Consider the following 20887-nt stretch of genomic DNA (forward strand, 5'->3'; position numbering starts at 1 on the left):
ATGAACTACCCAGTTGGAAAACATGCTTAGATTTTGTGTCGCACTGCTTTTGGCTTTTACCTTTCTGCAAACCGCTTCTGCTGACGTCAACATTGGCACCTGGAACCTGGAGCACTTGAGCGTGCGCCCGAACAAGGACTTTCAGGGCATCGCCAAGGTCGCGCAGAAGGTCGACTTTCTCGCCGTTCAGGAGCTGATGAGCGAAGACGCGCTGGAGGCGCTGGCCAAGGAGCTGACTCGGCAGACGGGCAAGCACTGGAGTTCAATGGCTTCCCATGCCGTCGGCCGCTCTTCCTACAAGGAAATGTACGGATTCGTCTGGCGGGATGACGCCGTTGCCTATGAGGACGGCGCCGTGAGCTACCTCGACCGCACCGATACCTTCGAACGCGAGCCGTACTCCGCGCAGTTCCGGTCGCTCAAGGACGGCAAGACCTTTGTCGTTGCTACTGTGCACATCCTGTACGGCAAGAACCAGGCGGATCGCGCTTCGGAGATCGTCGCCCTGTCCAATTACTGGACCTGGCTGCAGGGGACCTACCCCGGCAACAACCAGATCATGTTGATGGGCGACTTCAACACCCCGCCCAACTCGCCCGCGTGGGACAAGCTCGACAGCAGCGCCAGGCCGCTGGTACTTGATGGCGCCAGCACGCTGTCTACCGAGGATGGCAAATTCGCCAACCTTTACGACAACATCTTCATCAGCAAGCAGTCGGCGATCCGGGTGAACAAGGTCGAGGTGTTCGATTACCCGAAATTCCTCGGCCTGACACACGCCAAGGGCCGTGACAGCGTGTCCGACCACGCACCGATTTTTCTCAGCGCCAGTTTGAGCGGCGCCCACGGGACGGCCAGCGCGTCTGCCATCACGGCGCAGGCCCGGCCCACTGCGAGCAATTCAACAAAGCCCGTTGCGAGTGCCGGCGGCAGTGCAGCTAACCTGACGCTGGCGATTCGCGGCAACAAGAAGACCCTGGTTTACCACCGCCCGGACTGCCCTTCGTACAATGCGATCGCCGAGAAAAATCGGGTTGAGTTCAAAAGCCCGGCGGCAGCCGAAGCGCAGCATTACCACTTGGCCGGCAACTGCCATTGATCCGCAGCGGCAGACACGAGTCCATGTTTCCGTCGCCAGGCACACAGTGGCAGGCGACGGATAGCTGTTAAAAACGAATGACCGCTTGAGTTATTTACGCGTCGGATTGCAGGATCCAGCCCTCGTGCAAGCTCTTCCTCAGATGGGTAAATCCAGGCTCCGAGGGGACTCATTTTATTCATTCAATGCTTTTGGATGCATGGCCAATATCCATATCGATATGGCACATGGCCGCCCATCGGCGAGCGATTTTAAACGCTCACGAAGGTGTGTAATTCTCTGCCGGGCCAGCCGCTCCGCAACCTGTTGGCGGACGTCCCGCCCCGGTCAAAAGGCATTAGGATTCAACGCCATCGGGATTTGATCAGCCTGTATCCATCTTGAAGTGAAGGTACCGACGATGCAGTCGACCTCCATGCTGTCAGGCACGTGAAGGAAGTACTCACTCAACCGGCGTCACCGCACGCCTCCACAGGCTGAGACAAATGAATGACTATAAGGATTTTGAAATTCATTACTGGTTTCAAGGTGAGCCGCGGCGATTCAACCACCAGGGAAACCATCTTTGCGACAGTGACGCGCTGCATTTCGCGACTTTGCATGCAGGGGTGGGCGCGGTCGAGGGCCACATCTGCGCGGGCCCGGTGAAACGTGCGCTGCTTTACGCCGAGGGACTGGGCGTCACACAGGTGCAATGGAAACGCACCTGATCGAGGAAAACAGCAAACAAACGTGGATTCACGTGGTCGGAATTTACAAGCAGCGCTCATTACACCAGCAAAGCGAGGTAAACATGACCATCGATAACGCACTCAAGCAGGAAGTCCTGACCCGATTGCTGCATGCCCACCCGGCAGGCCTGGGTAAGGAAATTCTGGACAACTACCGAGGGGAGAACGCCGTTGCAGACACCCTTGAGCATTTGCAACAGGCCGGGTTGATTCATGACGGTTGCGTTAACCGCCCCGCCGACGGGGATCGCACGCTGAAGTACCCCGTAAAACTGAGTTCCTCCGGCGTCGTGGCTGCCAAGCAACTTGAAGCTGAGCCTTCTAAACAGTAAGTTTTGCGCAGGCAACAAAAAAACCGGCCAAGGCCGGTTTTTTCAGGTGTTCGATAAAGTGGTGTTCTCCCCTGGCGCTACCTGCACTGATCATCCTAAGCCTGTCAGGAAGCAGCACCACAGGGGAACGAGAACAAGCCTACAAGCCAGGTCTTGTTTTCGTCACGCCCGCTTTTGTGACTTCATGCGTCCAGACCCTGTCGCCAGGCTTTGCACCCATCGCCTGCGCTCAGACCGCCGGATAATCGCCGGTGCCATCCGGCCATGGGGTCAGCAGCTCGAAGCCGGTCTCCGTCACCGCCACCATGTGTTCCCACTGCGCCGACAATGACTGATCCCGGGTGAGCACTGTCCACCCGTCTTCCAGCACATAAGTGCCCGGCTTGCCGGCGTTGATCATCGGCTCGATGGTGAAGACCATACCGGTTTTGAGTTTCAGCCCCTTGCCCGCTGCGCCGTAGTGCAGCACTTGAGGTTCTTCGTGGTATTTGCGACCGATGCCATGCCCGCAGTATTCGCGCACCACGCTGAAGCCTTCGCGGTATGCCACGCTCTGAATGGCGTGACCGATGTCGCCCAACGTCGCACCGGGTTTCACTGCGTGTATGCCTGCCAGCGTGGCCTCGTACGTGGTTTCGACAAGGCGCCGGGCGAGCGGGCTGACCTCGCCGACGTAGTACATACGGCTGGTGTCGCCGTACCAGCCATCCTTGATGACCGCGACGTCGATATTGACGATGTCGCCATCCTTGAGCACGTCATCCGCCGAAGGAATCCCGTGGCAGACGACCGTGTTGGGCGAGATGCAGGTCGTTTTGGTGAACCCGTGGTAACCGACGTTGGCAGGAATCACTTTCAGCTCGTTGACGATGTAGGCGTTGCAAATGTCATCCAGCGCCTCGGTGCTTATGCCTGGCTTGACGTGCTCCGCGATCATCGCCAATACATCTGCGGCCAGACGCCCTGCCACACGCAGGCCGACCAGGTCGGTTTCAGTCTTGATAGTAATGCTCACTGGGACACCGCCCTGGCCGGAGCAAGATCCGGTACGAGGTCGCAGGCCTGAAGGATCAACACGGCGCCGCCGGACGTCTCAGCGCGAATCAGCAACTGGCAGATCTCGCTGTAATTCAGACCGGGGTGCAGCTCGGCCAACATGCCCACCCGCATCCAGTGTTCGGCCTGAGCATTGATCGAGCGGCTCAGGGCCGCGCTGGCGCAGCGAATGTTGGCGTGCATCTGTTCGGAAATTTTTACCAGTCCCATAGCGACCTCGCGAAGTATATACGGAGCATATACGTTTCATATATTTTCACGCAACCGCTGCGGGCATCTCTTGAGACAAACGTCCTTACGCCGAGCGCGATTGGGAGAACTCGGTCGCGCACTCGGAAAGCGACGTGGCCAATTGCGAAATCGCCTCGCGGTCGTCTTCGCTAAGCGCCCGGTAATGAGTAATGACCGCCCGCTCTGCCTCGTTCAGTGTATCGGTGGCGATGGGCGTCCGCTCACCCGACAACACGTACATGACGTCAATGCCTTTTTTGCCAAGCGCCGCCAGGTAATCGGAGCGCGGAATGCGCTCACCGCTCTCGTACTTGCCTTGGGCATTGGCCTCTACGCCACCAATGGAACCGAAGTCCTGTTGCGACAGCCCGAGCCGTTTGCGTTCTTCTTTCAGACGTGAGCCGAGATCTTTCATAAACGAGGGTCCTGAAATTGACTATGTTCAAAGAGCAAGACCCCATTGGTCCGAGGGAGTTGCGCCCTTGGGCCCATTTGGTCAATCTTCCGAATTGACGGCTCAAGGAATCCCCTTCGTGGCCGATAGGTTCTGATGTACCGCTATTCTTTTCGAATGGCAGCCCGATTTCTGTAGTTCGGAGAACCAGACGATGATTTCTTTCTTACTGGGTTGGTTGGCGCTATCGGCCGTCGGCACCTTGATTGCGCTGGCCATGATTCGCACCGGTAAATCGCGTCAGCCTGACGCAGACGACACAGTGCGCGGTCAAACGCCCGTCCCGGTTCTGGTGCGATTCAAGCCCTGAATCGATTGTGGCCGTGTTGCGTGGAGCACGCGCCCTCACATCACTCCCCCGCGAGCTGACCCTGCTCATTTCCAGAGCTGCTTGCATGGGCCATTGCATAGCCTGTCGCGTAGCCTGCGCTAGGTGGCGCGAATGCCAGGTCGGCCTGACTGGCGCTGAACTGGCGAAGTCCTGATGCCAGGGCAAGAAAATCCTCACGCTGCATCTCGTTGCCCCACACACTGCTGAACGACGACTCGTTCTTCTGCGCAGAGAATTCCGGACGGGTGTTGGATTGATTGGTTTGCATGATCGCGCTCTTCTTCTCGATACTGTTTAAACATACAGTATTTTCAACGAACCCCGAGCGCAAGTCCTGTCGCGACGAATGGTCATGGCGATCAGGTTCGACAGTGTGATCACTCACGCCTGCCTTTCTGGCGCCAAACGGCGCCGATCCTGAAGCCAGACGCTTAAATCCGTGCCAGCGCCTCGAGCCGATCAAGGTCATCTGCCGCCAACACAATCCCCTCCTTCAATGACTGTTCACGCTGGCGGTAGCGGCGATCACCCGGCATGCGCTGCTGGCCGACGCCGTGCATCTGCCGGACCAGTTCCTCGCTGCGTTCGGCGAATGCCTGACCACTGCCCTTGTCCGGATCGATGACGATGATGACCTGGCCGGTCCACGGGGTTTGCGCCCCGGGCGACGTGGACATATCGAACTCGAACGAGAAATTGCCGCCCGTGAGTGCAGCTGACAGCAGCTCCACCATCATCGACAGCGCGGAACCCTTGTAACCTCCGAACGGCAGCAACGCGCCACCGTCGAGAATGGCTTTCGGGTCTTCGGTCGGCGCGCCGTTGCGATCGACGCCCATTCCCGGCGGCAGCATGCGCCCCTCTCTGGCGGCAATCTGCACGTCGCCGTGGGCGATGGCGCTGGTGGCCATATCGAACACGATGGGCTGACCCTCAGCGCGTGGCGCGGCGAAGGCGACAGGGTTGGTGCCAAACAAGGGTTTTTGCGCACCGTGGGGCACGACGCAGGTCATGCTATTGACCACGCTCAACGCCACCAGCCCTTCCTGAGCGAACGGCTCGACGTCCGGCCACAGCGCGGCGAAGTGATGGGAGTTGCGGATGGCCAGAATGGCGATCCCGGCGTTTCGCGCTTTTTCGATCACCAGGGCTTTCGCCGCCTGCATCGCCGGCTGGGCAAAGCCGCCCATGGCATCGACGCGCACAAACGCCGCGCCGACGTCTTCGACCTTTGGCTCAGCCTGACCATCGACCCAACCCGCCGCCAGCGACGACAGATAACCCTTGATGCGGAAGATGCCATGACTATGGGACCCGTCGCGCTCGGCGGCCGCGCAATTGGCGGCCAGTACCCGCGCCACCTCGGGCGAGGTGTCATGGCGCACAAAGATCTGCCGAAGCAGCTCTGTCAGATCGGCAAAGGAAATTGTCCGGGTGGTCTGGCTGTCGTGCATCGAAGGCATCTGAAGCTCCTTTGTGATTATTGGATGTGGAAGCGGAACAGAAAAGACAGGTGTCTGGAGACGCTCGTTTGAAGAGTAATGCCCAGCAACAAGCCGGTAAACTGCGGGCCTGCTGCAGTGGCTGCCCTGCCCTCAACCGAACAAGGATCTCACCATGGATTCCCCAACCATTGATTGCCAGACCGTCGTCCTCGGCGCCGGTATCATCGGCGTCTGTTCTGCGCTGCACCTGCAAGCGGCAGGCCAGCGGGTGGTCTTGCTGGACCGTGATGAGCCAGGAGCTGGCACCAGTCATGGCAATGCCGGCTTGATCGAGCGCTCCAGCATCGTCCCGTACGCCTTTCCCCGTGAGTGGTCGCGGCTGGCGCGTTATGCCCTCAACCGGCAGTCTTCCCTGCGGTTCAGCCCGGCCTGGCTGCCAACGATCGCGCCCTGGCTGTTTCAGTACTGGCAGAACTCCTCGCCCGACAAACTGGCCAGCGCGAGCCGCGCAATGCTGCCGCTGATCGAACGCTGCGTCAGTGAGCATGACCTGCTGGCCGAGGCCTCAGGCATGACCTCGCTGATCCGCGCCAAGGGCTGGATCGAGTGCTATCGCGACCGAGGGGAATTTGATCTGGCAGTGGCCGATGCTCGCACTTACGACCGTCACGGGCTGCGTTATGAGGTGCTTGATGCAAGCCAGTTGCGCGATCGCGAGCCGCATCTGATCGGGGCCTTGGGCGCCATCCACTGGCTTGACCCGAAAAGCGTGATCGATCCCGGTGCACTGGTCCGCGGTTATGCGGCGTTGTTCGTTGAGCGCGGCGGCCTGTTGCTCAAGGGTGACGCGCGCAGTCTTCGTCAGCACGACGACAGCTGGCAGGTAGAGCCCCGCGAGGGGCTGATGCGGGCGCAAAACGCAGTGGTCGCGTTGGGGCCGCAATCAACGGAGGTGACCGCCCGCTTTGGATACCGCATTCCCCTGGGGATCAAGCGCGGCTATCACATGCATTACGCAGCAAAACCAAATGAGCCGTTGCAGCACTCGATCATCGATGCCCAGGCGGGCTATGTGCTGGCGCCCATGGCGCGGGGTATCCGACTGACTACAGGCGTCGAGTTCGCCGCACCCGACGCGCCCATCAACGAGATCCAGCTGCGCCGCTGCGAGGCCATCGCCCGAACGCTTTATCCGTTGGGCGAGCGGCTGGATGCCGAACCGTGGCTGGGGCGTCGGCCCTGTTTGCCGGACATGCGCCCTGTCATTGGACCGGCGGCGTCGCACAAAGGGCTGTGGTTCAACTTTGGGCACGCGCACCACGGTCTGACTCTGGGCCCGGTGACCGGTCGATTGCTGGCGGAGATGATGAGCGGCGCCAAGCCCTTTACCGATCCCGCGCCTTACAGCCCGGACCGATTCGGGTAAACCTCGGCGCGCCGCTGACTATTGCGCCTGCAACCGCTTCTGAAAGAACAAGCGCTGGTGCCCGGGCGGATAGTCATCCAGCCGACCAAACTGTTCATAGCCATGCTTGCGGTAGAACTCCGGCGCCTGGAAATCAAAGGTGTCGAGCCAGACGCCAACGCAGCCCCGCTCGCGGGCGAGGTCTTCGGCCATCGCCATCAACTGGCTGCCCATGCGCTGGCCCCGGGCCTGTTCAGGTATCACGAGCAGTTCGATGAACAGCCAGCTGTAAAGAATGCGGCCGTGAAGGCCGCCGAGCACGGCGTCGGTCTGTTCGTCGCGGACAAACAAGGCAAACTTTTCGTGCTTGCCGTCGCCTGCCATGGCCGCGTTGTAGGCCCTCAGTGGTTCAAGGATCTGCAGGCGTTCTTCTTCGGAGGGGTTGGATTTGAATTCGATACGGACACTCATGCGTCGCTTCCTGCTGACGGAAATGGGGACGCCAAGGTTGTCGGATATGCGGAAGGGAGTAAAGGTGCGAGAGGTTAAAGCAACGGACTAGAGGGAATCAGTGAGAAGGGATGTGGAAGCCCCGGGGGCCTCCACATGCGCTAAAGCGCTGGGTCGATCAGTCCTTCTGATCGCGCAGGACGTTACCGGAGGTGCCGTCGATGCGGAATTCGTAGGTCAGGCTGTCAGCTTTGCGGCCTTCGCCTTCCCAGTACCCATTGTCGTCGGCTTCGATCATGTAGATCTCGGTGTAACCCGCCGACTTGGCTTTTTCGATCGCTTTTTCGATGGTGATCCAGCCAGCGCCCGGCTTGTCCGCCAGGGCGAACTGTGCGGTGGTCAGGGCAGCGGTGGCGAGAACGGCAGCGGTAAGTTTCTTGATCATGATTGAACTCCATTTCCCTTTGCGGGCTTTTTGAATGCGAAATTTTGGAGTTCGTCACCGGAAAATAAGTTCATCCGAGGTTTTGTAACCGCTTGATGCTGCCGAATGAATGCCACCGCAGACAGCGGCTTAAAGCTGCGCCAACGCGGATCAGCGCTTGACCTTGCGCCGCAGCACACCGTTCAACACCACCACGACAACAGCAACGAAGATCGCGATGTATTGAAAGGTCTTCTCGCTGAGCACGCCGGTGGTCTGTAGGTGAGACAGCCCAAGCATGATCGCCAGAACGCTCAAGGCGATGATGATCGAATAAATCAGACGCTGTTTGTTGGTCATTACGGGATTCCTGAAAACCGGTCGAGATGTGGGGCGCGGTGCAAATGTGCGGACATGGTACCTGCTCGGGTCGACGCTGGCACGCCACCGCCTGCCCCGGGGCTGTGTCAGGCTACGTCCCCGCTGCGGCGAAGCGTCTCGGCCGCTGATTTCCGTCACTTTCACGTGGTTTAATACGCGCACTTTTTAGTCGCTGAAGCATTTCAGGGCTGTAGGACGTGTCTGCCAACAACGCAGATTTTTCCTCCCCCTCTTTCAACAAGGAGTCCCCAATGCCCCATGAAGGCAGCCTGTTGCAGGCCGCAGTCGTGTTCCTGCTCGCCGCCGTTCTCACGGTTCCTCTGGCCAAACGTCTGCAACTGGGCGCCGTGATCGGCTACCTGATCGCGGGTGTGATCATTGGCCCGTCTTGCCTCGGCCTGATCGGCGACCCGCAGAGCGTCGCGCACATCTCCGAGCTGGGCGTGGTGCTGTTGTTGTTCATCATTGGCCTGGAGTTGTCGCCGCGACGCCTCTGGACCATGCGCAAATCGGTGTTCGGTGTCGGCATGGCACAGGTGCTGCTAACGGGGGTGGTCATTGGCGCGGTCGCGTTGCTGGGCTTCAATCAGCCGCTGAACAGCGCCGTGGTGCTCGGCCTGGGGCTGGCGTTGTCATCGACCGCCTTCGGTCTGCAAAGCCTGGCCGAACGCAAGGAGCTCAACGCACCCCACGGTCGGCTGGCCTTCGCCATTCTGCTGTTCCAGGACATCGCGGCCATTCCGCTGATCGCGTTGGTGCCGATGCTGGCAGGCGGTTCTCACGATGCCGGTTCCGGCGATTCCCTGCGTCACGGCCTGCAAGTGCTCGGCGGCATCGCCATTGTCGTGGTCGGCGGTCGTTACCTGCTGCGGCCGGTGTTTCGCATCGTCGCCAAAACCAAACTGCAGGAAGTCTCCACGGCGACCGCTCTGCTGGTGGTGATCGGCACGGCGTGGCTGATGGACCTGGTGGGCGTGTCCATGGCGCTGGGCGCATTTCTTGCCGGCCTGCTGCTGGCGGATTCCGAATACCGTCATGAGCTCGAAGCGCAGATCGAACCGTTCAAAGGCCTGCTGCTGGGGCTGTTCTTCATCAGCGTCGGCATGGGCGCCAACATCGGGCTACTGATCAACTCGCCGCTGACGGTGCTGGGCCTGACGCTACTGCTGATCGGCTTGAAGTTGCCGTTGCTGTTCTTCGTCGGACGTCTGGCGGGCGGGCTCGGCAAGCAAAGTGCGCTGCGCCTGGGGCTGGTCCTGGCCGCGGGCGGTGAATTTGCGTTCGTGGTATTCAAGATCGGCCGCGATCAGGGCCTGTTCGATGCCGCGTTGTACGACACGCTGGTGCTGACGATCACTCTGTCGATGGCGCTGACGCCATTGCTGCTGCTGGCCCTGTCGCGCTGGCTCAAGCCAAAGCCCGTGATCAAGGAAGTGCCGGCAGAGTACAAGGAAATCGAATCGGACAACCCGCGCGTAGTCATCGCGGGCATGGGCCGGATGGGGCAGATCGTTGCGCGTATTCTGCGCGCGCAGAACATCCCGTTCATTGCGCTGGACACTTCGGTGGAAACCATCGAGTTCACCCGCAGTTTCGGTAATGTGCCGGTGTTCTACGGCGACCCGCTGCGTCCGGAAATCCTGCGCGCCGCGAAGGTCGACCAGGCCGAATATTTCGTCATCGCCACGGACGACCCGGACACCAACATCAAGACCGCCGAGCTGGTGCGCAGGCTCTACCCGCACATGAAGATCATTGCTCGCGCTCGTAACCGCCAGCACGTTCACCGCTTGCTGGACCTGGATGCCGAGGCGGTGCGGGAAACCTTCTATTCGAGCCTGGAAATGACCCGGCGTACGCTGATCGGCCTGGGCCTGAGTGAAACCCAGGCGGCCGCGCGCATTGATCGGTTCAAGCGCCACGACGAACAAGTGCTAAATCGCCAGCACCTGATCTACGATGATGCCGCGAAGGTCATGCAAAGCGCGCTGGAAGCCCGGACTGAATTGTCCGAGCTGTTCGAATCCGACCGGATCGATGAGGAAGCGAGTGACGCGCAGCCTGCAGTGAAGGCTAAAAAATAGCGGCCTAGGGCTGAGCCTTCTTGCGAAGGCTCAGCCTCTTAGCCCATGACCTCGCTCAGTGGAATGAAGTTGAGCAGGTCGCCCTCCGCCACCGTGGTGCCTTCCACGATCTCGATCAGCCCGTCGGCCCAAGCCGCGCTGCGCAGCACACCCGAGCTCTGATTGCGGTAGGCAACCAGCCGGCCCTGTTCAAGGCGTCCGCGCAAGTACTCGCGCCGGCTTCCCGGTTTGGTCCAGACGAATGCAGCAGGCACCTGGAACTGCAGCGGCTTGACGGCCTGCACGCCGAGGCGTCTGAGCAGATAGGGCCGGGCCAGCAGCGCGAAGGTCACCAGCGTGGAGGCCGGATTGCCCGGAAGGCCGATCACCGGCACGCCACGGAAATGGCCGAACGTCAGCGGCTTGCCCGGTTTGATCGCCAGTTTCCAAAGAGCGATCTCGCCCTCTTCACGCAGCGCGTGACCGAGAAAATCCGCTTCGCCGACGGACACGCCGCCCGTGGAGAGGATCAGGTCGACGTCGTTGAGGCTGCCCAGCGCCGCGCGGGTTTTCTCGAGGTTGTCGGGAAGGATGCCCGCATCGACCACTTCGCAGCCCAGTCGCGCCAGCCAACTGCACAGCAACACGCGATTGCTGTTGTAGATCTGCCCCGGGCCCAACGGCTGCCCCGGCTCGATCAACTCATCGCCCGTGGACAGCACGGCCACACGGGCGCGGCGCACAACCTGCACCTGACCAAAACCCATGGTCGCAGCGAGGCCCATTTCGATCGGGTTCAGGACCGTGCCCGCATCCAGCACCTTGTCGCCGACGGTGGTTTCCTGGCCTTTGGGGCGGATGTTCTGACCGGCGCTCAACGGTTCGAGAAAGCGCACGGTCGCGTCGGCTTGAACCTCGGCGTTTTCCTGCATCTCGACGCAGTCAGCCCCTTCAGGAACCGGCGCGCCGGTGAAGATTCGCGCGCAAGTGCCCGGCTGTAAGGGCTCGGGCGCTTGCCCGGCGAAGATCCGCTGGCTCACTGGCAACGGCTCGCCGGTCCAGTCCGCCACGCGCATCGCGTATCCGTCCATGGCGCTGTTGGGCCACGGCGGCAAATCCAGCGTCGAAATCAGATCCTCAGCCAGCACGCGCCCCTGGGCATCGGCCAGCGCCACGGTTTCACGCTCGCTGATCGGCGCGTTGGCGGCCAGATCCATCAACCGCTGCATGGCCTCTTCGACCGGCATCAGGCGACTCATTTCAGTTGCGCTCATGGAGGCTCACCCGCGGGTCGCGCAGGGTTCGGCCTTCTTCAGGTGCGGCACGAAATTGCACGGGCGGAAGCTGTTGTTCAACTGGTCGGCGAGGATGCCGTCCCAGCCGGTGCGCACCGCGTTGGTCGAGCCCGGCAGGCAGCACACCAGCGTGCCGTTGGCCAGACCGGCAAGGGCGCGGGACTGAATGGTCGAGGTGCCGATGTCGGGCAGGGAAATCTGGCGGAACAGCTCGCCAAAGCCGTCCACCTGTTTGTCCAGCAAACAGGCCACGGCTTCCGGGGTGCTGTCGCGACCGGTGAAGCCGGTGCCGCCGGTGATCAGCACGACTTGTACTTCATCGTCGGCGATCCAGATCGCCACCTGGGCGCGGATCTTGTACAGGTCATCCTTGAGCAACACGCGCTCGATCAGGCCATGACCTGCAGCGGTCAGGCGGTCGACGAACATCTGGCCGGAGGTATCGGTTTCAAAAGTACGGGTGTCACTGACCGTCAGAACAGCGATGTTCAGGGGTACGAAAGGCGAGTCTGCCTTGGCTTTCATGGCGAGGTCCGGTTGTAGAGGAAACAGGGCGGTGTTATATCACAGCACCTGCTTTTTTCCGCGCCAACCGAGCTGATCATGACCCCTTCCGAAGCCCTCCCGCCCTGCTCTATCCTGCTGCTTGCCGGAGGCCAGGGTCGGCGCATGGGCGGGCGTGACAAAGGCCTGATCACCTGGCGCGACAAGCCTTTTATCGAGCATTTGTACGGGCTCGTGCGACCGCTCACGGACGATGTGATCGTGTCGTGCAACCGCAACCGCGAGCAGTACGCGCGCTACGCCGACCAACTGGTGGAGGATGAGCAACAGGGCTTCCCCGGCCCTTACGCGGGTATTCGCGCCGGTCTTGCCGTGGCCAGACATGACTATCTGCTGGTCATCCCCTGTGACATGCCACTGCTGGATCGTGAGATTCTCGACGGCCTGCGCCAGAGCGCGGCCACTTCCGGCACGCCAGTCATGGTCCGCCAGGGCGAGCAGTGGGAACCGCTTCTGTGTTGCATTCCCACCTGCCACGCACATGTGTTCGAACAGCATTGGCGGGAAGGACAGCGCAGCCCGCGCCGGACCCTGGCAGAGTTGCGCGCCGTCGGGTTGCAGTGCGAGGCCGACGACCCGCGCCTCGCCAACCTCAACACGCCGGATCTATTGACCGAGATCAAGGCCTGAGCGCAGCGGGCAGGTTTCATGGAACTTTGCCGTTACACTCTGCGTCAGACACATCACTAAATAAAATTCCCGGAGACACAGCAATGAAACAACGGACTCTTCCTGCCGCCTTTCTGCTCGCGCTGAGCCTTGCCGGTCTTGCCGGTTGCTCGTCGCCCACCGTGATCACGCTGAACGACGGCCGTGAAATCCAGGCAACCGACGAGCCGAAGTTCGATGAAGAGTCGGGCTTCTACGAGTTCAAGCAGCTGGACGGCAAAGAAACCCGCATCAACAAGGATCAGGTTCGCACCGTTAAAGAACTGTGATGCCGGCTTGATCGCGAGGGTTTGAACACACCGTCGCAGAGAGCAAAAGACCCGCCAATCGAGCGGGTCTTTTTTGCCTTAAATAACCCGCAGCCCTATCCAGCGCGCTACCAATCCAACGTGATCCGGCTTTCGAATACCCGCTCCTGCCCCGTCACCGGATCAACAAAGCGCAATCCCTGGGCAAGGAGTTTCAGCGGGTTAGCGTAGTCGTCCACGGCGTCCTTGAGCACGTCGGGATAGAACGGGTCATTGCAGATGCCAGCGCCCAGGGCGGCCATGTGCACGCGCAACTGGTGTTTTTTCCCCGTCACCGGATACAGCGCATACCGCCAGAGCCCGCCCTTTTTTCGCTGACCACAACCCGGGTTTCCGTGTTGCTCGGGCCCTCGCCCTCTTGCATGCGAAAGAAGGGTTCGCCATCGACCAGGCGGCTTTTGTGAACACGCGGAAACGCCATGTCCGGGAGCGCAGGCGCTATCGCCTCGTAGCGCTTTTCAATCTGCCGGGTCGGAAACAGCGCCTGATAGGCCGACCGCGTCTGCTTGTTGGCCGAGAACAGCACCAGCCCTGCCGTATGCCGGTCGATGCGGTGCAAAGGCACCAGATCGGGATTGTCGAGGGTACGGATCAACCGTCGCAGCAGGGTCTGCTCAACGTACCCGCCCGCCGGTGTGACGGGCAGAAAATGCGGCTTGTCGGCAACCACAAGATGCTCGTCGGCATACAGGATCGACTCCTGCACCGGAATCGGCGTCTCGTTGGGCACTTCGCGAAAGTAATGGATGCGCAGGCCTTCGCGGTACGCAAGCTCCACGGCGATCGGCTGGCCCTCAGCGTCAAGCACTTTGCCCCGCGCCATCCGGTCAAGCCACTGCTCGCGGCTGATGGCACTGAAGCGCTCGCACAGGCAATCGAGCACCGTCCGCCACGGTCCGGGCGGCAGATACAACGTGCTGGCTTGACGGTGGGCAGCGGTAAATACAGGTGCGGACATAAACAGCTCAAAATAAAAGTGGTGATAGCAGCAAGGCTGGCATTATCTACGCCGAAGAACCTTTGCGCGACCGCGCAGATAACGGCTTTGCCGGAAGGCTCTAGCCCGGGCGATACAGAAGTGCGCGACGTTATGCCGCACGGAAAACCGGCGCCAGTTGTCTGACAACCGCGGTCCCGCGCTGGATGCGCAAAATGATTTGTCCTAAAATGTTTCGAAATCGGCAAGCAGGCGCGAATCCGAGCGGACACGAACTTCTTCGTGACTGAAATCGAAAACGCCTGCCAGACCTGAAACCCATAAAAAGAAAGCCCGTCATCGACGGGCTTTTTTCGTTTTCAGGGTTTGTGTCGCGCGTCGAGCGCCAGTGCCCACGACTTTTTCTTTCGCCACTTTTTGAGGTTACGCCCATGCTGGTTCAATTCTTCCAATGGATCAAACGTCTCTCCACCGGTACTTCTTCGCAGAGCGATGAAAACTATTCCCAGTCCTTTTCCAACGAGGACCATGACGTGGGCCGCTGGACGTTCATGTCGGTGTTCATCGTACTCACCCTGAGCCTGTACATCGTCGCCGGCCTTGGCTACTACGCCAAAGTGCACGTCTGGGACGGCATGACCGACGAGCAGAAAGCCGCCGTCGCTCAAGCCATGGTAGTCGACACGCAATACCTCTGAAGCCAGTCAAGACGCGCGCGGTTATGCACTTATCCCACGTGCGTCAGTCGCTCAGAAACAGCACGACCTGATCGGTGTCGAACGGCCAGTCCAGTTCGGCACCGGTGTCTGCCCGCCTCAGCACGGGAATCCTCAGGCTATAGGTTTCGTAGCAGGCCTCGCTCTCGGCGATGTCGACCAGCTCCACCATCAAGCCGTGCTCCACCAGCGGCATCAGTTCGGCTTCGGCCACCTCGCACACATGACACCCCAACGTTCCAAACAGCTGACATTCCGGTGGCATGGCCAGGCCCCTCTGTGGCTGTGATTCCAAGGGTTTGATCTGGAAGTCTAGAGCTGGCCGCGAACACCGTCGAGCCTGCGCAGGCTCCCTTACCGTCCTCCCGTCGCCCACCCACACTGGAGCGCGAGGTCCGACAGGCGCACCGGAACAGCGCAGAAATCGCTTCCGGCGAAACGGCAGTCCTGTTCACGCGATTGGAATGAACCTTCAGGAATGCGCCATACTCGAAACCCCATATCGTCATCCCCTAAGGAGAAAACCATGGCTCGACCTACAGCAGACAAAGCCCAGGACATATTGATGTCTGACTTCCAGACGCTGGTTGCCGATACGGAAAAATTGCTGGCGCACACGGCCTCTCTGGCCGGTGAACAGGCCGACGAACTGCGCGAGCAGATTCGCGAAAGCCTGGTCCGTGCACGCGAAACCCTCAAGCTGACCGAAGAAACCCTCCGCGCCCGCGGCAAGGAAGCGGTCATCGTCACCGAGGACTATGTGCAGAACAACCCATGGCAATCGGTAGGCATCGCAGCTGGCGTCGGCTTCCTGCTGGGCCTGTTGGCCACCCGGCGCTAACGGCCATGACGCAGCCGACAGGTCCAACCGGGACCGATCAATCCTCTTCGCCACGGCGGCTGGGTGCGGCTTTTCTGGGGCTGTTGCACACCCATGTCGAACTGTTCGGCATCGAGCTTCAGGAACAGAAAGCCCGTACGGTCAGGCTGTTGCTGTTCGCAGGCCTGGCGCTGGTTTTCGCGTTGTTGCTGCTCATCGGCCTGTCCGCCTTGCTGCTGATTCTGGTCTGGGACAGCTATCGCCTGTACGGAATCATCGGCCTGTGCGGGTTATACACCCTGGCGGCATTGTTCTGTGCAATGCGCCTGAAGGCAGCTGTTTTCGATGAGTCTTCACCCTTCCATTCGACACTGGAAGAACTGGCAAACGACCGCGAGCGACTGATGCCATGAGCGCACCTCAATTGCCCCAGACCCACAATCGTCGCGAGTTGCGCAAGGCGCTGATCCGCCTGCGCATGGAAATGCACCGTCAAGAAATCCGGCAGGAATCCTCGCGCTTGATGCATCCCCTGCAACGCATGCGTGGCATGGCTTCAGACCTGCCTGGCTCCCTTGGCATCAAGCATGGGCCGCTGTGGGGCGTCGGTGCTGTCACCCTGCTGGGATTTCTCACCGGCAAGGGCACTCGCAGTAAAAAACCGGCAGCGTTACCCGCCTGATCAAATTCAGCGCAACTGTTTTGCCGTTAATCAAAATGGCGCTGCAAAACTCCTCCCGCCGTCGCTAAAAGCCTTCTGGCTGCATTCTTGCTAACAATCCGCGCCTTGCCCGATATTCGTATCGGGCAAGGCGTCGGTGTTTATCGAGCGAAAATCCCACAGCCAAGCCTTCGCCAGCACCGTTTCAATCAATCGTCACTAAGGAGGCCCCGTGTTCGATGGGCAACCGCTCGCCTGTTTTCAGCCGTTCATCGACACCGCGACAGGCCGCGTTGCCGGCGTTGAAGCACTGGGCCGCCTGCGCCAGGCAGACGGCAGTCTGCAATCGGTCGGTCCTTTGTTTGCGGATCCGCGGCGCCCGGCCGTGCAACTGCGTCGGCTGGATCGTCAGATTCGCGACAACGCCCTCAGCCGGTTGCACGAAGCGCCGAGCGACTGGTTCCTGAGCCTGAACATCTCGCCTCGATGGATCACCTGCCTGCGCCACGATGAATCGCCGCCCAGCCTCAAACAACTGCAGACCTACGGCATTCCTGCAGAACGTATCGTCTTTGAAATCACCGAATTGAGCGGCGACGGCCAGCGGCTGAAGAACGTCGTGGCTCGCTACCGCGACGCCGGGGCACGCATTGCCATCGATGATTTCGGCGCCGGCTATTCGCAGCTGGACCGGGTGCTTGCGCTGCAACCCGACATCCTCAAACTCGACATGCGTCTGTTTCAAGCCGCGGCGCGGGGCGGCCCCAGCAGCGATGTGGTCAAAGCCCTCGCGCAGATGGCCGAGAAAACCGGGTGTTGGATCATCGCTGAAGGTGTCGAGACCGAGGCCGAACTGGACTTCGCTCTTGAGTGCGGCTCGCGCTACGTTCAGGGCTATCTGTTTGCGCCGGCGCAGTTGTCTTTCTTCGAGGCCGATGCGTTCGTCGAGCGCTTCGCTGCCCTGCGCGATCGTTACGTGATGAAGAAAGTCGCCGAGCGGGAACAGCTGATGACGCTGCGAAGGCAGGTCACGCAACTGATGTCCCGGCTGCAGAGCTGGGCCGAGAACGATGCGCCGCTGAGCGACTTGCCCCAGGTCACGGAATTCCCCTGGTTGCTGCGCTTTTATCAATGCGACCGCCATGGCACTCAACTGACGCCCAATCTGGAATGGCGCAACGGCGCGTGGAGCCCGGATGCTCGGTATCTGGGCCATAACTGGTCCTGGCGGCCCTATTTCTATCACTTGCTGGCCGAGGGCTGGCACGAGCGGCGTCTGACGCTGTCGAGCACCTACCGCGACGCCACCAGCAATCAGTACTGCCTGACGGCCGGGCAGTTCTTCGACAACGGCGAGCGACTGTTGCTGATCGATGTCGACGCGGCCGGGTTTTGAGGCTGTCTGTGGACACCCTTTCGGCGATCTTGTGCTTGCAGCGTGCGGGGTGAACCGGGAAGCTAGCGTGGTAATCATTCGACGGAGTACCGGCCTTGGATTGGCAAACCCTGCTTACCCGCGAGCGCCTTGGCAAGACCCTCCACAGCCCTGAGGAACTGGGGCGCAGTCCCTTCCACAAGGACCACGACCGGATCATCTTCTCCGGCGCATTTCGCCGGCTTGGCCGCAAGACTCAAGTTCACCCGGTCACCAGCAATGACCATATTCACACGCGCCTGACCCACTCGCTGGAAGTCAGCTGCGTCGGCCGCTCGCTGGGCATGCGCGTCGGCGAGACCCTGCGCAGTGCCCTGCCCGACTGGTGTGACCCCAGCGATCTGGGCATGGTCGTGCAATCGGCCTGCCTGGCCCACGACATCGGCAACCCGCCATTCGGCCACTCTGGCGAAGACGCCATTCGCAACTGGTTCAAACAGGCCGCAGGCCGCGGCTGGCTGGACGCGATGAGCGAGGTCGAGCGCAATGACTTCCTCAATTTCGAAGGCAATGCCCAGGGTTTTCGCGTCCTCACCCAACTGGAATACCACCAGTTCGAGGGTGGCACGCGGCTGACCTACGCCACCCTCGGCACTTACCTGAAATACCCGTGGACGGCCCGTCACGCCGACTCGCTGGGCTACAAAAAGCACAAGTTCGGCTGCTACCAGAGCGAGCTGCCGATCCTGGAGCAGATCGCCGGCAAACTCGGCCTGCCGCAGATCGAGGATCAACGCTGGGCACGTCATCCGCTGGTTTACCTGATGGAGGCTGCGGACGACATCTGCTACGCGCTGATCGATCTCGAAGACGGCCTGGAAATGGAGTTGCTCACCTACGACGAAGTGGAGTCGCTGCTGCTGGGTCTGGTGGGCGATGACCTGCCGGAGACCTACCGCCAGCTGGGCCCCAATGACTCGCGCCGTCGCAAGCTGGCGATTCTGCGGGGCAAGGCCATCGAACACCTGACCAACGCCGCCGCGCGCGCTTTTGTTGAACAGCAGGACGCGTTGCTGGCGGGCACGCTGCAGGGCGATCTGGTCGAACACATGCACGGGCCGGCCAAGCGCTGCGTGCTCAATGCCAAGGACATGGCGCGCAAGAAGATCTTTCAGGACAAGCGCAAGACGCTGCATGAAATCGGTGCCTACACCACGCTGGAGATTTTGCTCAACGCCTTCTGCGGCGCGGCGCTGGAACAGTTCGGCGGGCATGAGCCGTCGTTCAAGAGCCGACGGATTCTCGATCTGCTGGGCAATAACGCACCCGACCCGAGCTGGCCGCTGCACACGTCCTTTCTCAGGGTCATCGATTTCATCGCCGGCATGACCGACAGCTACGCCAGCGAAATGGCCCGTGAAATGACCGGCCATTCCAACCCTGTCTAGCGGCGCCTTTTAGCCGTCGCGCCTTTTCGAAGGCCTTGGCAAAAGCCCGAACCCGGCCCTGAATCAGGGCCCGGATTCGGTTTTTTCACATTGGGGCTTCAGGCAATCCAACAGCAAGTTCGGATATTTCCTACACAACCGTCGGAATGCCCTTATCGCTGGTCGTACATCCCTGCCGAATAATCCGCGCCTTCCGAGCCTTGGGACAACTCGACCCATTACCTCCCGAAGACACCGCCCGCCCTGCGAGCGCGCCGCCGGCCCGCCTTCAAACAGCGGCGCTCACTTCCCCTACGTCTGGAACCGCCGATGTTCACTAAAGATTTCCGAATCCTGCTGGTAGAGGATCATCCGTTTCAGCTGATCGCCTTGCAGATCCTGCTGAACAATCATGGGCTGTACCGCGTCACGCCGGCGCTCAATGCCAGCGAAGCACTCGGCGCCATGGAGCGCAGCGCCGAGCCTTATGACCTGCTGCTCTGCGACCAGCGTCTGCCAGGCATGTGCGGCCTGGAGCTGATACAGACGGCGAACCGGCGCGGATTGATCCAGCGCGCCGTGTTGCTCAGCGGCCTCGATGCAGATCCGCTGGCCAATCTTGAGTCCGAAGCCAGAGCGATGGGTCTGCCGCTGCTGGGATGCCTGAGCAAACCGCTCAATACTCTGGAGCTGATCAGCCTGCTCTCTGCGCCCGCCTGACATCACCCGCATGCGTCCTTTCCGGGCATAGCCCTTAATAAGCCAGGCCGCTGCCGAGTATGCTTTTCATGAGGCCTGTTGTTATCGGCGCAACCGTTGACATTAAACAGGTAGGCCATGATTCGAAAATGCGTAGGGTTATTCCGATTCGAAATAAACACGCGTTTCTACATAGCATTAAATCAGCGGTAACCGCTGTTACGTATTAAACATTCATGACCGCTGTGTGCATCCATGTACGCACATACGCTTATTTCTGTAGGAACATTCCTATATAGCCCTTCGGGCATGATCTCTTTATGTGCGCCTTTGAACATCTGGGATAAGGTGCGCGCTTTCTTGCCACCCGTTATGGACTGATCATGAACTCTATTTTTATTATCGACGACCACCCGGTCATACGCATGGCCATACGTATGCTCCTGGAGAACGAAAATTACGAGGTGGTCGGAGAGACCGACAACGGCGTCGACGCCATGCAGATGGTCCGCGAATGCATGCCCGACCTGATCATCCTCGACATCAGTATCCCCAAGCTGGACGGGCTCGAAGTACTCGCCCGCTTCAACGCCATGAACCTGCCCTCCAAGATTCTCGTACTGACCGCCCAAGCGCCGAGCCTGTTCGCCATCCGTTGCATGCAGTCAGGCGCCTCGGGTTATGTGTGCAAGCAGGAAGACCTCAGCGAACTTGTCAGCTCGGTGAAGGCCGTATTATCCGGCTACAATTACTTTCCCAGCCAGGCCCTTGCCGCGACGATCAAAAAAGAAGGTGACCCCAACGAGCTTGAGCGCTTCAAACTCGTCAATGACCGCGAACTGATGGTGTTGCAACTGTTTGCCCAAGGGCGGACAAACAAGGAAATAGCCAAGGGTATGTTTCTCAGCAACAAAACGGTCAGCACTTACAAAACCCGTTTAATGCAAAAACTCAAGGCCAAGACTCTGGTAGAACTTATCGAGATGGCAAAACGCAATTCGCTAGTGTGAGAGA

Annotated in this window: 26 protein-coding genes and 2 pseudogenes; 16 read left to right on the top strand and 12 right to left on the bottom strand. The window is 60.3% G+C overall.

Annotated elements, in window-relative coordinates; genetic code table 11:
* Nucleotides 1–49 precede the first annotated feature (49 nt).
* The 3 genes from JN403_RS19905 to JN403_RS19915 all read left to right on the top strand — a co-directional run bounded on the left by JN403_RS19905 (nt 50) and on the right by JN403_RS19915 (nt 2162).
* On the top strand, nt 50–1099 hold the full coding sequence (locus JN403_RS19905; protein ID WP_205483994.1) for an endonuclease/exonuclease/phosphatase family protein: 1050 nt from the start codon (nt 50–52) through the stop codon (nt 1097–1099).
* 485 nt (nt 1100–1584) lie between these two features.
* Complete coding sequence (locus tag JN403_RS19910; RefSeq protein WP_122538223.1) at nt 1585–1809, top strand: DUF6555 family protein; 225 nt, start codon at nt 1585–1587, stop codon at nt 1807–1809.
* An 83-nt stretch (nt 1810–1892) separates the two neighbouring features.
* Nucleotides 1893–2162, top strand: coding sequence for a hypothetical protein (locus tag JN403_RS19915; RefSeq protein WP_122538689.1), 270 nt, complete (start codon nt 1893–1895; stop codon nt 2160–2162).
* 229 nt (nt 2163–2391) lie between these two features.
* On the opposite strand, the gene map is transcribed toward JN403_RS19915, so the two are convergent.
* The 3 genes from map to JN403_RS19930 all read right to left on the bottom strand — a co-directional run bounded on the left by map (nt 2392) and on the right by JN403_RS19930 (nt 3864).
* Nucleotides 2392–3177 (bottom strand): type I methionyl aminopeptidase, encoded by a 786-nt coding sequence (map, locus tag JN403_RS19920; protein ID WP_205483995.1) that lies wholly within the window; start codon nt 3175–3177, stop codon nt 2392–2394.
* A complete protein-coding gene (locus JN403_RS19925) occupies nt 3174–3428 on the bottom strand; it encodes a ParD-like family protein (RefSeq protein ID WP_205483996.1) in 255 nt (84 codons plus the stop codon). Before JN403_RS19925 ends, map begins: the two co-directional genes overlap by 4 nt.
* A gap of 85 nt (nt 3429–3513) precedes the next feature.
* Nucleotides 3514–3864 carry a helix-turn-helix transcriptional regulator gene (locus JN403_RS19930; RefSeq protein ID WP_122538217.1) on the bottom strand — a complete coding sequence of 117 codons (351 nt, stop codon included), beginning with the start codon at nt 3862–3864 and terminating at the stop codon, nt 3514–3516.
* Nucleotides 3865–4057: 193 nt separating this feature from the next.
* Here JN403_RS19930 and JN403_RS19935 point away from each other — a divergent pair, with 193 nt between their 5' ends.
* Nucleotides 4058–4213, top strand: coding sequence for a hypothetical protein (locus tag JN403_RS19935; protein WP_205483997.1), 156 nt, complete (start codon nt 4058–4060; stop codon nt 4211–4213).
* Between the two features lie 40 nt (nt 4214–4253).
* On the opposite strand, the gene JN403_RS19940 is transcribed toward JN403_RS19935, so the two are convergent.
* Both JN403_RS19940 and JN403_RS19945 read right to left on the bottom strand, forming a co-directional pair.
* Nucleotides 4254–4502, bottom strand: a complete 249-nt coding sequence (locus JN403_RS19940) for a hypothetical protein (RefSeq protein ID WP_205487708.1) — start codon at nt 4500–4502, stop codon at nt 4254–4256.
* Nucleotides 4503–4665: 163 nt separating this feature from the next.
* Complete coding sequence (locus JN403_RS19945; RefSeq protein WP_205483998.1) at nt 4666–5697, bottom strand: Ldh family oxidoreductase; 1032 nt, start codon at nt 5695–5697, stop codon at nt 4666–4668.
* A 169-nt stretch (nt 5698–5866) separates the two neighbouring features.
* Between JN403_RS19945 and JN403_RS19950 the strand changes: the two genes are divergently transcribed.
* Nucleotides 5867–7105 (top strand): FAD-binding oxidoreductase, encoded by a 1239-nt coding sequence (locus JN403_RS19950; protein ID WP_205487553.1) that lies wholly within the window; start codon nt 5867–5869, stop codon nt 7103–7105.
* Between the two features lie 18 nt (nt 7106–7123).
* Here JN403_RS19950 and JN403_RS19955 read toward each other — a convergent pair whose 3' ends face one another.
* The 3 genes from JN403_RS19955 to JN403_RS19965 form a co-directional block, all read right to left on the bottom strand.
* Nucleotides 7124–7555, bottom strand: coding sequence for a GNAT family N-acetyltransferase (locus JN403_RS19955; protein ID WP_205483999.1), 432 nt, complete (start codon nt 7553–7555; stop codon nt 7124–7126).
* A 157-nt stretch (nt 7556–7712) separates the two neighbouring features.
* Nucleotides 7713–7979: a PepSY domain-containing protein gene (locus JN403_RS19960; RefSeq protein ID WP_205484000.1), complete on the bottom strand. Its 267-nt coding sequence runs from the start codon at nt 7977–7979 to the stop codon at nt 7713–7715.
* A gap of 150 nt (nt 7980–8129) precedes the next feature.
* Nucleotides 8130–8318: a hypothetical protein gene (locus JN403_RS19965; protein WP_122538211.1), complete on the bottom strand. Its 189-nt coding sequence runs from the start codon at nt 8316–8318 to the stop codon at nt 8130–8132.
* Nucleotides 8319–8590: 272 nt separating this feature from the next.
* Between JN403_RS19965 and JN403_RS19970 the strand changes: the two genes are divergently transcribed.
* A complete protein-coding gene (locus JN403_RS19970; protein WP_172611714.1) occupies nt 8591–10423 on the top strand; it encodes a monovalent cation:proton antiporter-2 (CPA2) family protein in 1833 nt (610 codons plus the stop codon).
* Between the two features lie 38 nt (nt 10424–10461).
* Here JN403_RS19970 and glp read toward each other — a convergent pair whose 3' ends face one another.
* Both glp and moaB read right to left on the bottom strand, forming a co-directional pair.
* A complete protein-coding gene (gene glp, locus JN403_RS19975) occupies nt 10462–11676 on the bottom strand; it encodes a gephyrin-like molybdotransferase Glp (protein WP_240356688.1) in 1215 nt (404 codons plus the stop codon).
* Nucleotides 11677–11682: 6 nt separating this feature from the next.
* Nucleotides 11683–12222, bottom strand: coding sequence for a molybdenum cofactor biosynthesis protein B (gene moaB / locus JN403_RS19980; protein ID WP_205484001.1), 540 nt, complete (start codon nt 12220–12222; stop codon nt 11683–11685).
* Between the two features lie 78 nt (nt 12223–12300).
* Here moaB and mobA point away from each other — a divergent pair, with 78 nt between their 5' ends.
* A complete protein-coding gene (gene mobA, locus JN403_RS19985) occupies nt 12301–12891 on the top strand; it encodes a molybdenum cofactor guanylyltransferase MobA (protein ID WP_205484002.1) in 591 nt (196 codons plus the stop codon).
* A gap of 83 nt (nt 12892–12974) precedes the next feature.
* On the top strand, nt 12975–13199 hold the full coding sequence (locus JN403_RS19990; RefSeq protein WP_122538201.1) for a YgdI/YgdR family lipoprotein: 225 nt from the start codon (nt 12975–12977) through the stop codon (nt 13197–13199).
* A gap of 107 nt (nt 13200–13306) precedes the next feature.
* Here JN403_RS19990 and JN403_RS19995 read toward each other — a convergent pair.
* A pseudogene (locus tag JN403_RS19995) lies at nt 13307–14196 on the bottom strand (pseudouridine synthase).
* A 410-nt stretch (nt 14197–14606) separates the two neighbouring features.
* On the opposite strand from JN403_RS19995, the gene JN403_RS20000 reads away from it, so the two are divergent.
* Nucleotides 14607–14873, top strand: a complete 267-nt coding sequence (locus JN403_RS20000) for a hypothetical protein (protein WP_122538197.1) — start codon at nt 14607–14609, stop codon at nt 14871–14873.
* Between the two features lie 43 nt (nt 14874–14916).
* Here JN403_RS20000 and JN403_RS20005 read toward each other — a convergent pair whose 3' ends face one another.
* Nucleotides 14917–15156, bottom strand: a complete 240-nt coding sequence (locus JN403_RS20005) for a glutaredoxin family protein (protein ID WP_205484003.1) — start codon at nt 15154–15156, stop codon at nt 14917–14919.
* Between the two features lie 261 nt (nt 15157–15417).
* On the opposite strand from JN403_RS20005, the gene JN403_RS20010 reads away from it, so the two are divergent.
* The 7 genes and pseudogenes from JN403_RS20010 (at nt 15418) to JN403_RS20040 (ending at nt 20883) form a co-directional block, all read left to right on the top strand.
* Nucleotides 15418–15732, top strand: a complete 315-nt coding sequence (locus JN403_RS20010) for a YqjD family protein (RefSeq protein ID WP_122538194.1) — start codon at nt 15418–15420, stop codon at nt 15730–15732.
* 5 nt (nt 15733–15737) lie between these two features.
* Entirely contained in the window at nt 15738–16124 is a 387-nt protein-coding gene (locus JN403_RS20015) for a phage holin family protein (RefSeq protein ID WP_122624202.1), read from the top strand.
* Nucleotides 16121–16461 (top strand): annotated as a pseudogene (locus JN403_RS20020) (hypothetical protein). The gene JN403_RS20015 and the pseudogene JN403_RS20020 overlap by 4 nt, the downstream one beginning before the upstream one ends.
* A gap of 143 nt (nt 16462–16604) precedes the next feature.
* Entirely contained in the window at nt 16605–17768 is a 1164-nt protein-coding gene (locus JN403_RS20025) for an EAL domain-containing protein (protein ID WP_205484004.1), read from the top strand.
* A gap of 95 nt (nt 17769–17863) precedes the next feature.
* Nucleotides 17864–19195, top strand: a complete 1332-nt coding sequence (locus JN403_RS20030) for a deoxyguanosinetriphosphate triphosphohydrolase (RefSeq protein ID WP_122538188.1) — start codon at nt 17864–17866, stop codon at nt 19193–19195.
* Between the two features lie 309 nt (nt 19196–19504).
* Nucleotides 19505–19894 (top strand): response regulator, encoded by a 390-nt coding sequence (locus tag JN403_RS20035; RefSeq protein ID WP_122538186.1) that lies wholly within the window; start codon nt 19505–19507, stop codon nt 19892–19894.
* 362 nt (nt 19895–20256) lie between these two features.
* A complete protein-coding gene (locus tag JN403_RS20040) occupies nt 20257–20883 on the top strand; it encodes a response regulator transcription factor (protein WP_122624200.1) in 627 nt (208 codons plus the stop codon).
* Nucleotides 20884–20887 lie beyond the last annotated feature (4 nt).

Origin of the sequence: Pseudomonas sp. 15A4, assembly GCF_016925575.1 — a bacterium.
GTDB lineage: Bacteria > Pseudomonadota > Gammaproteobacteria > Pseudomonadales > Pseudomonadaceae > Aquipseudomonas.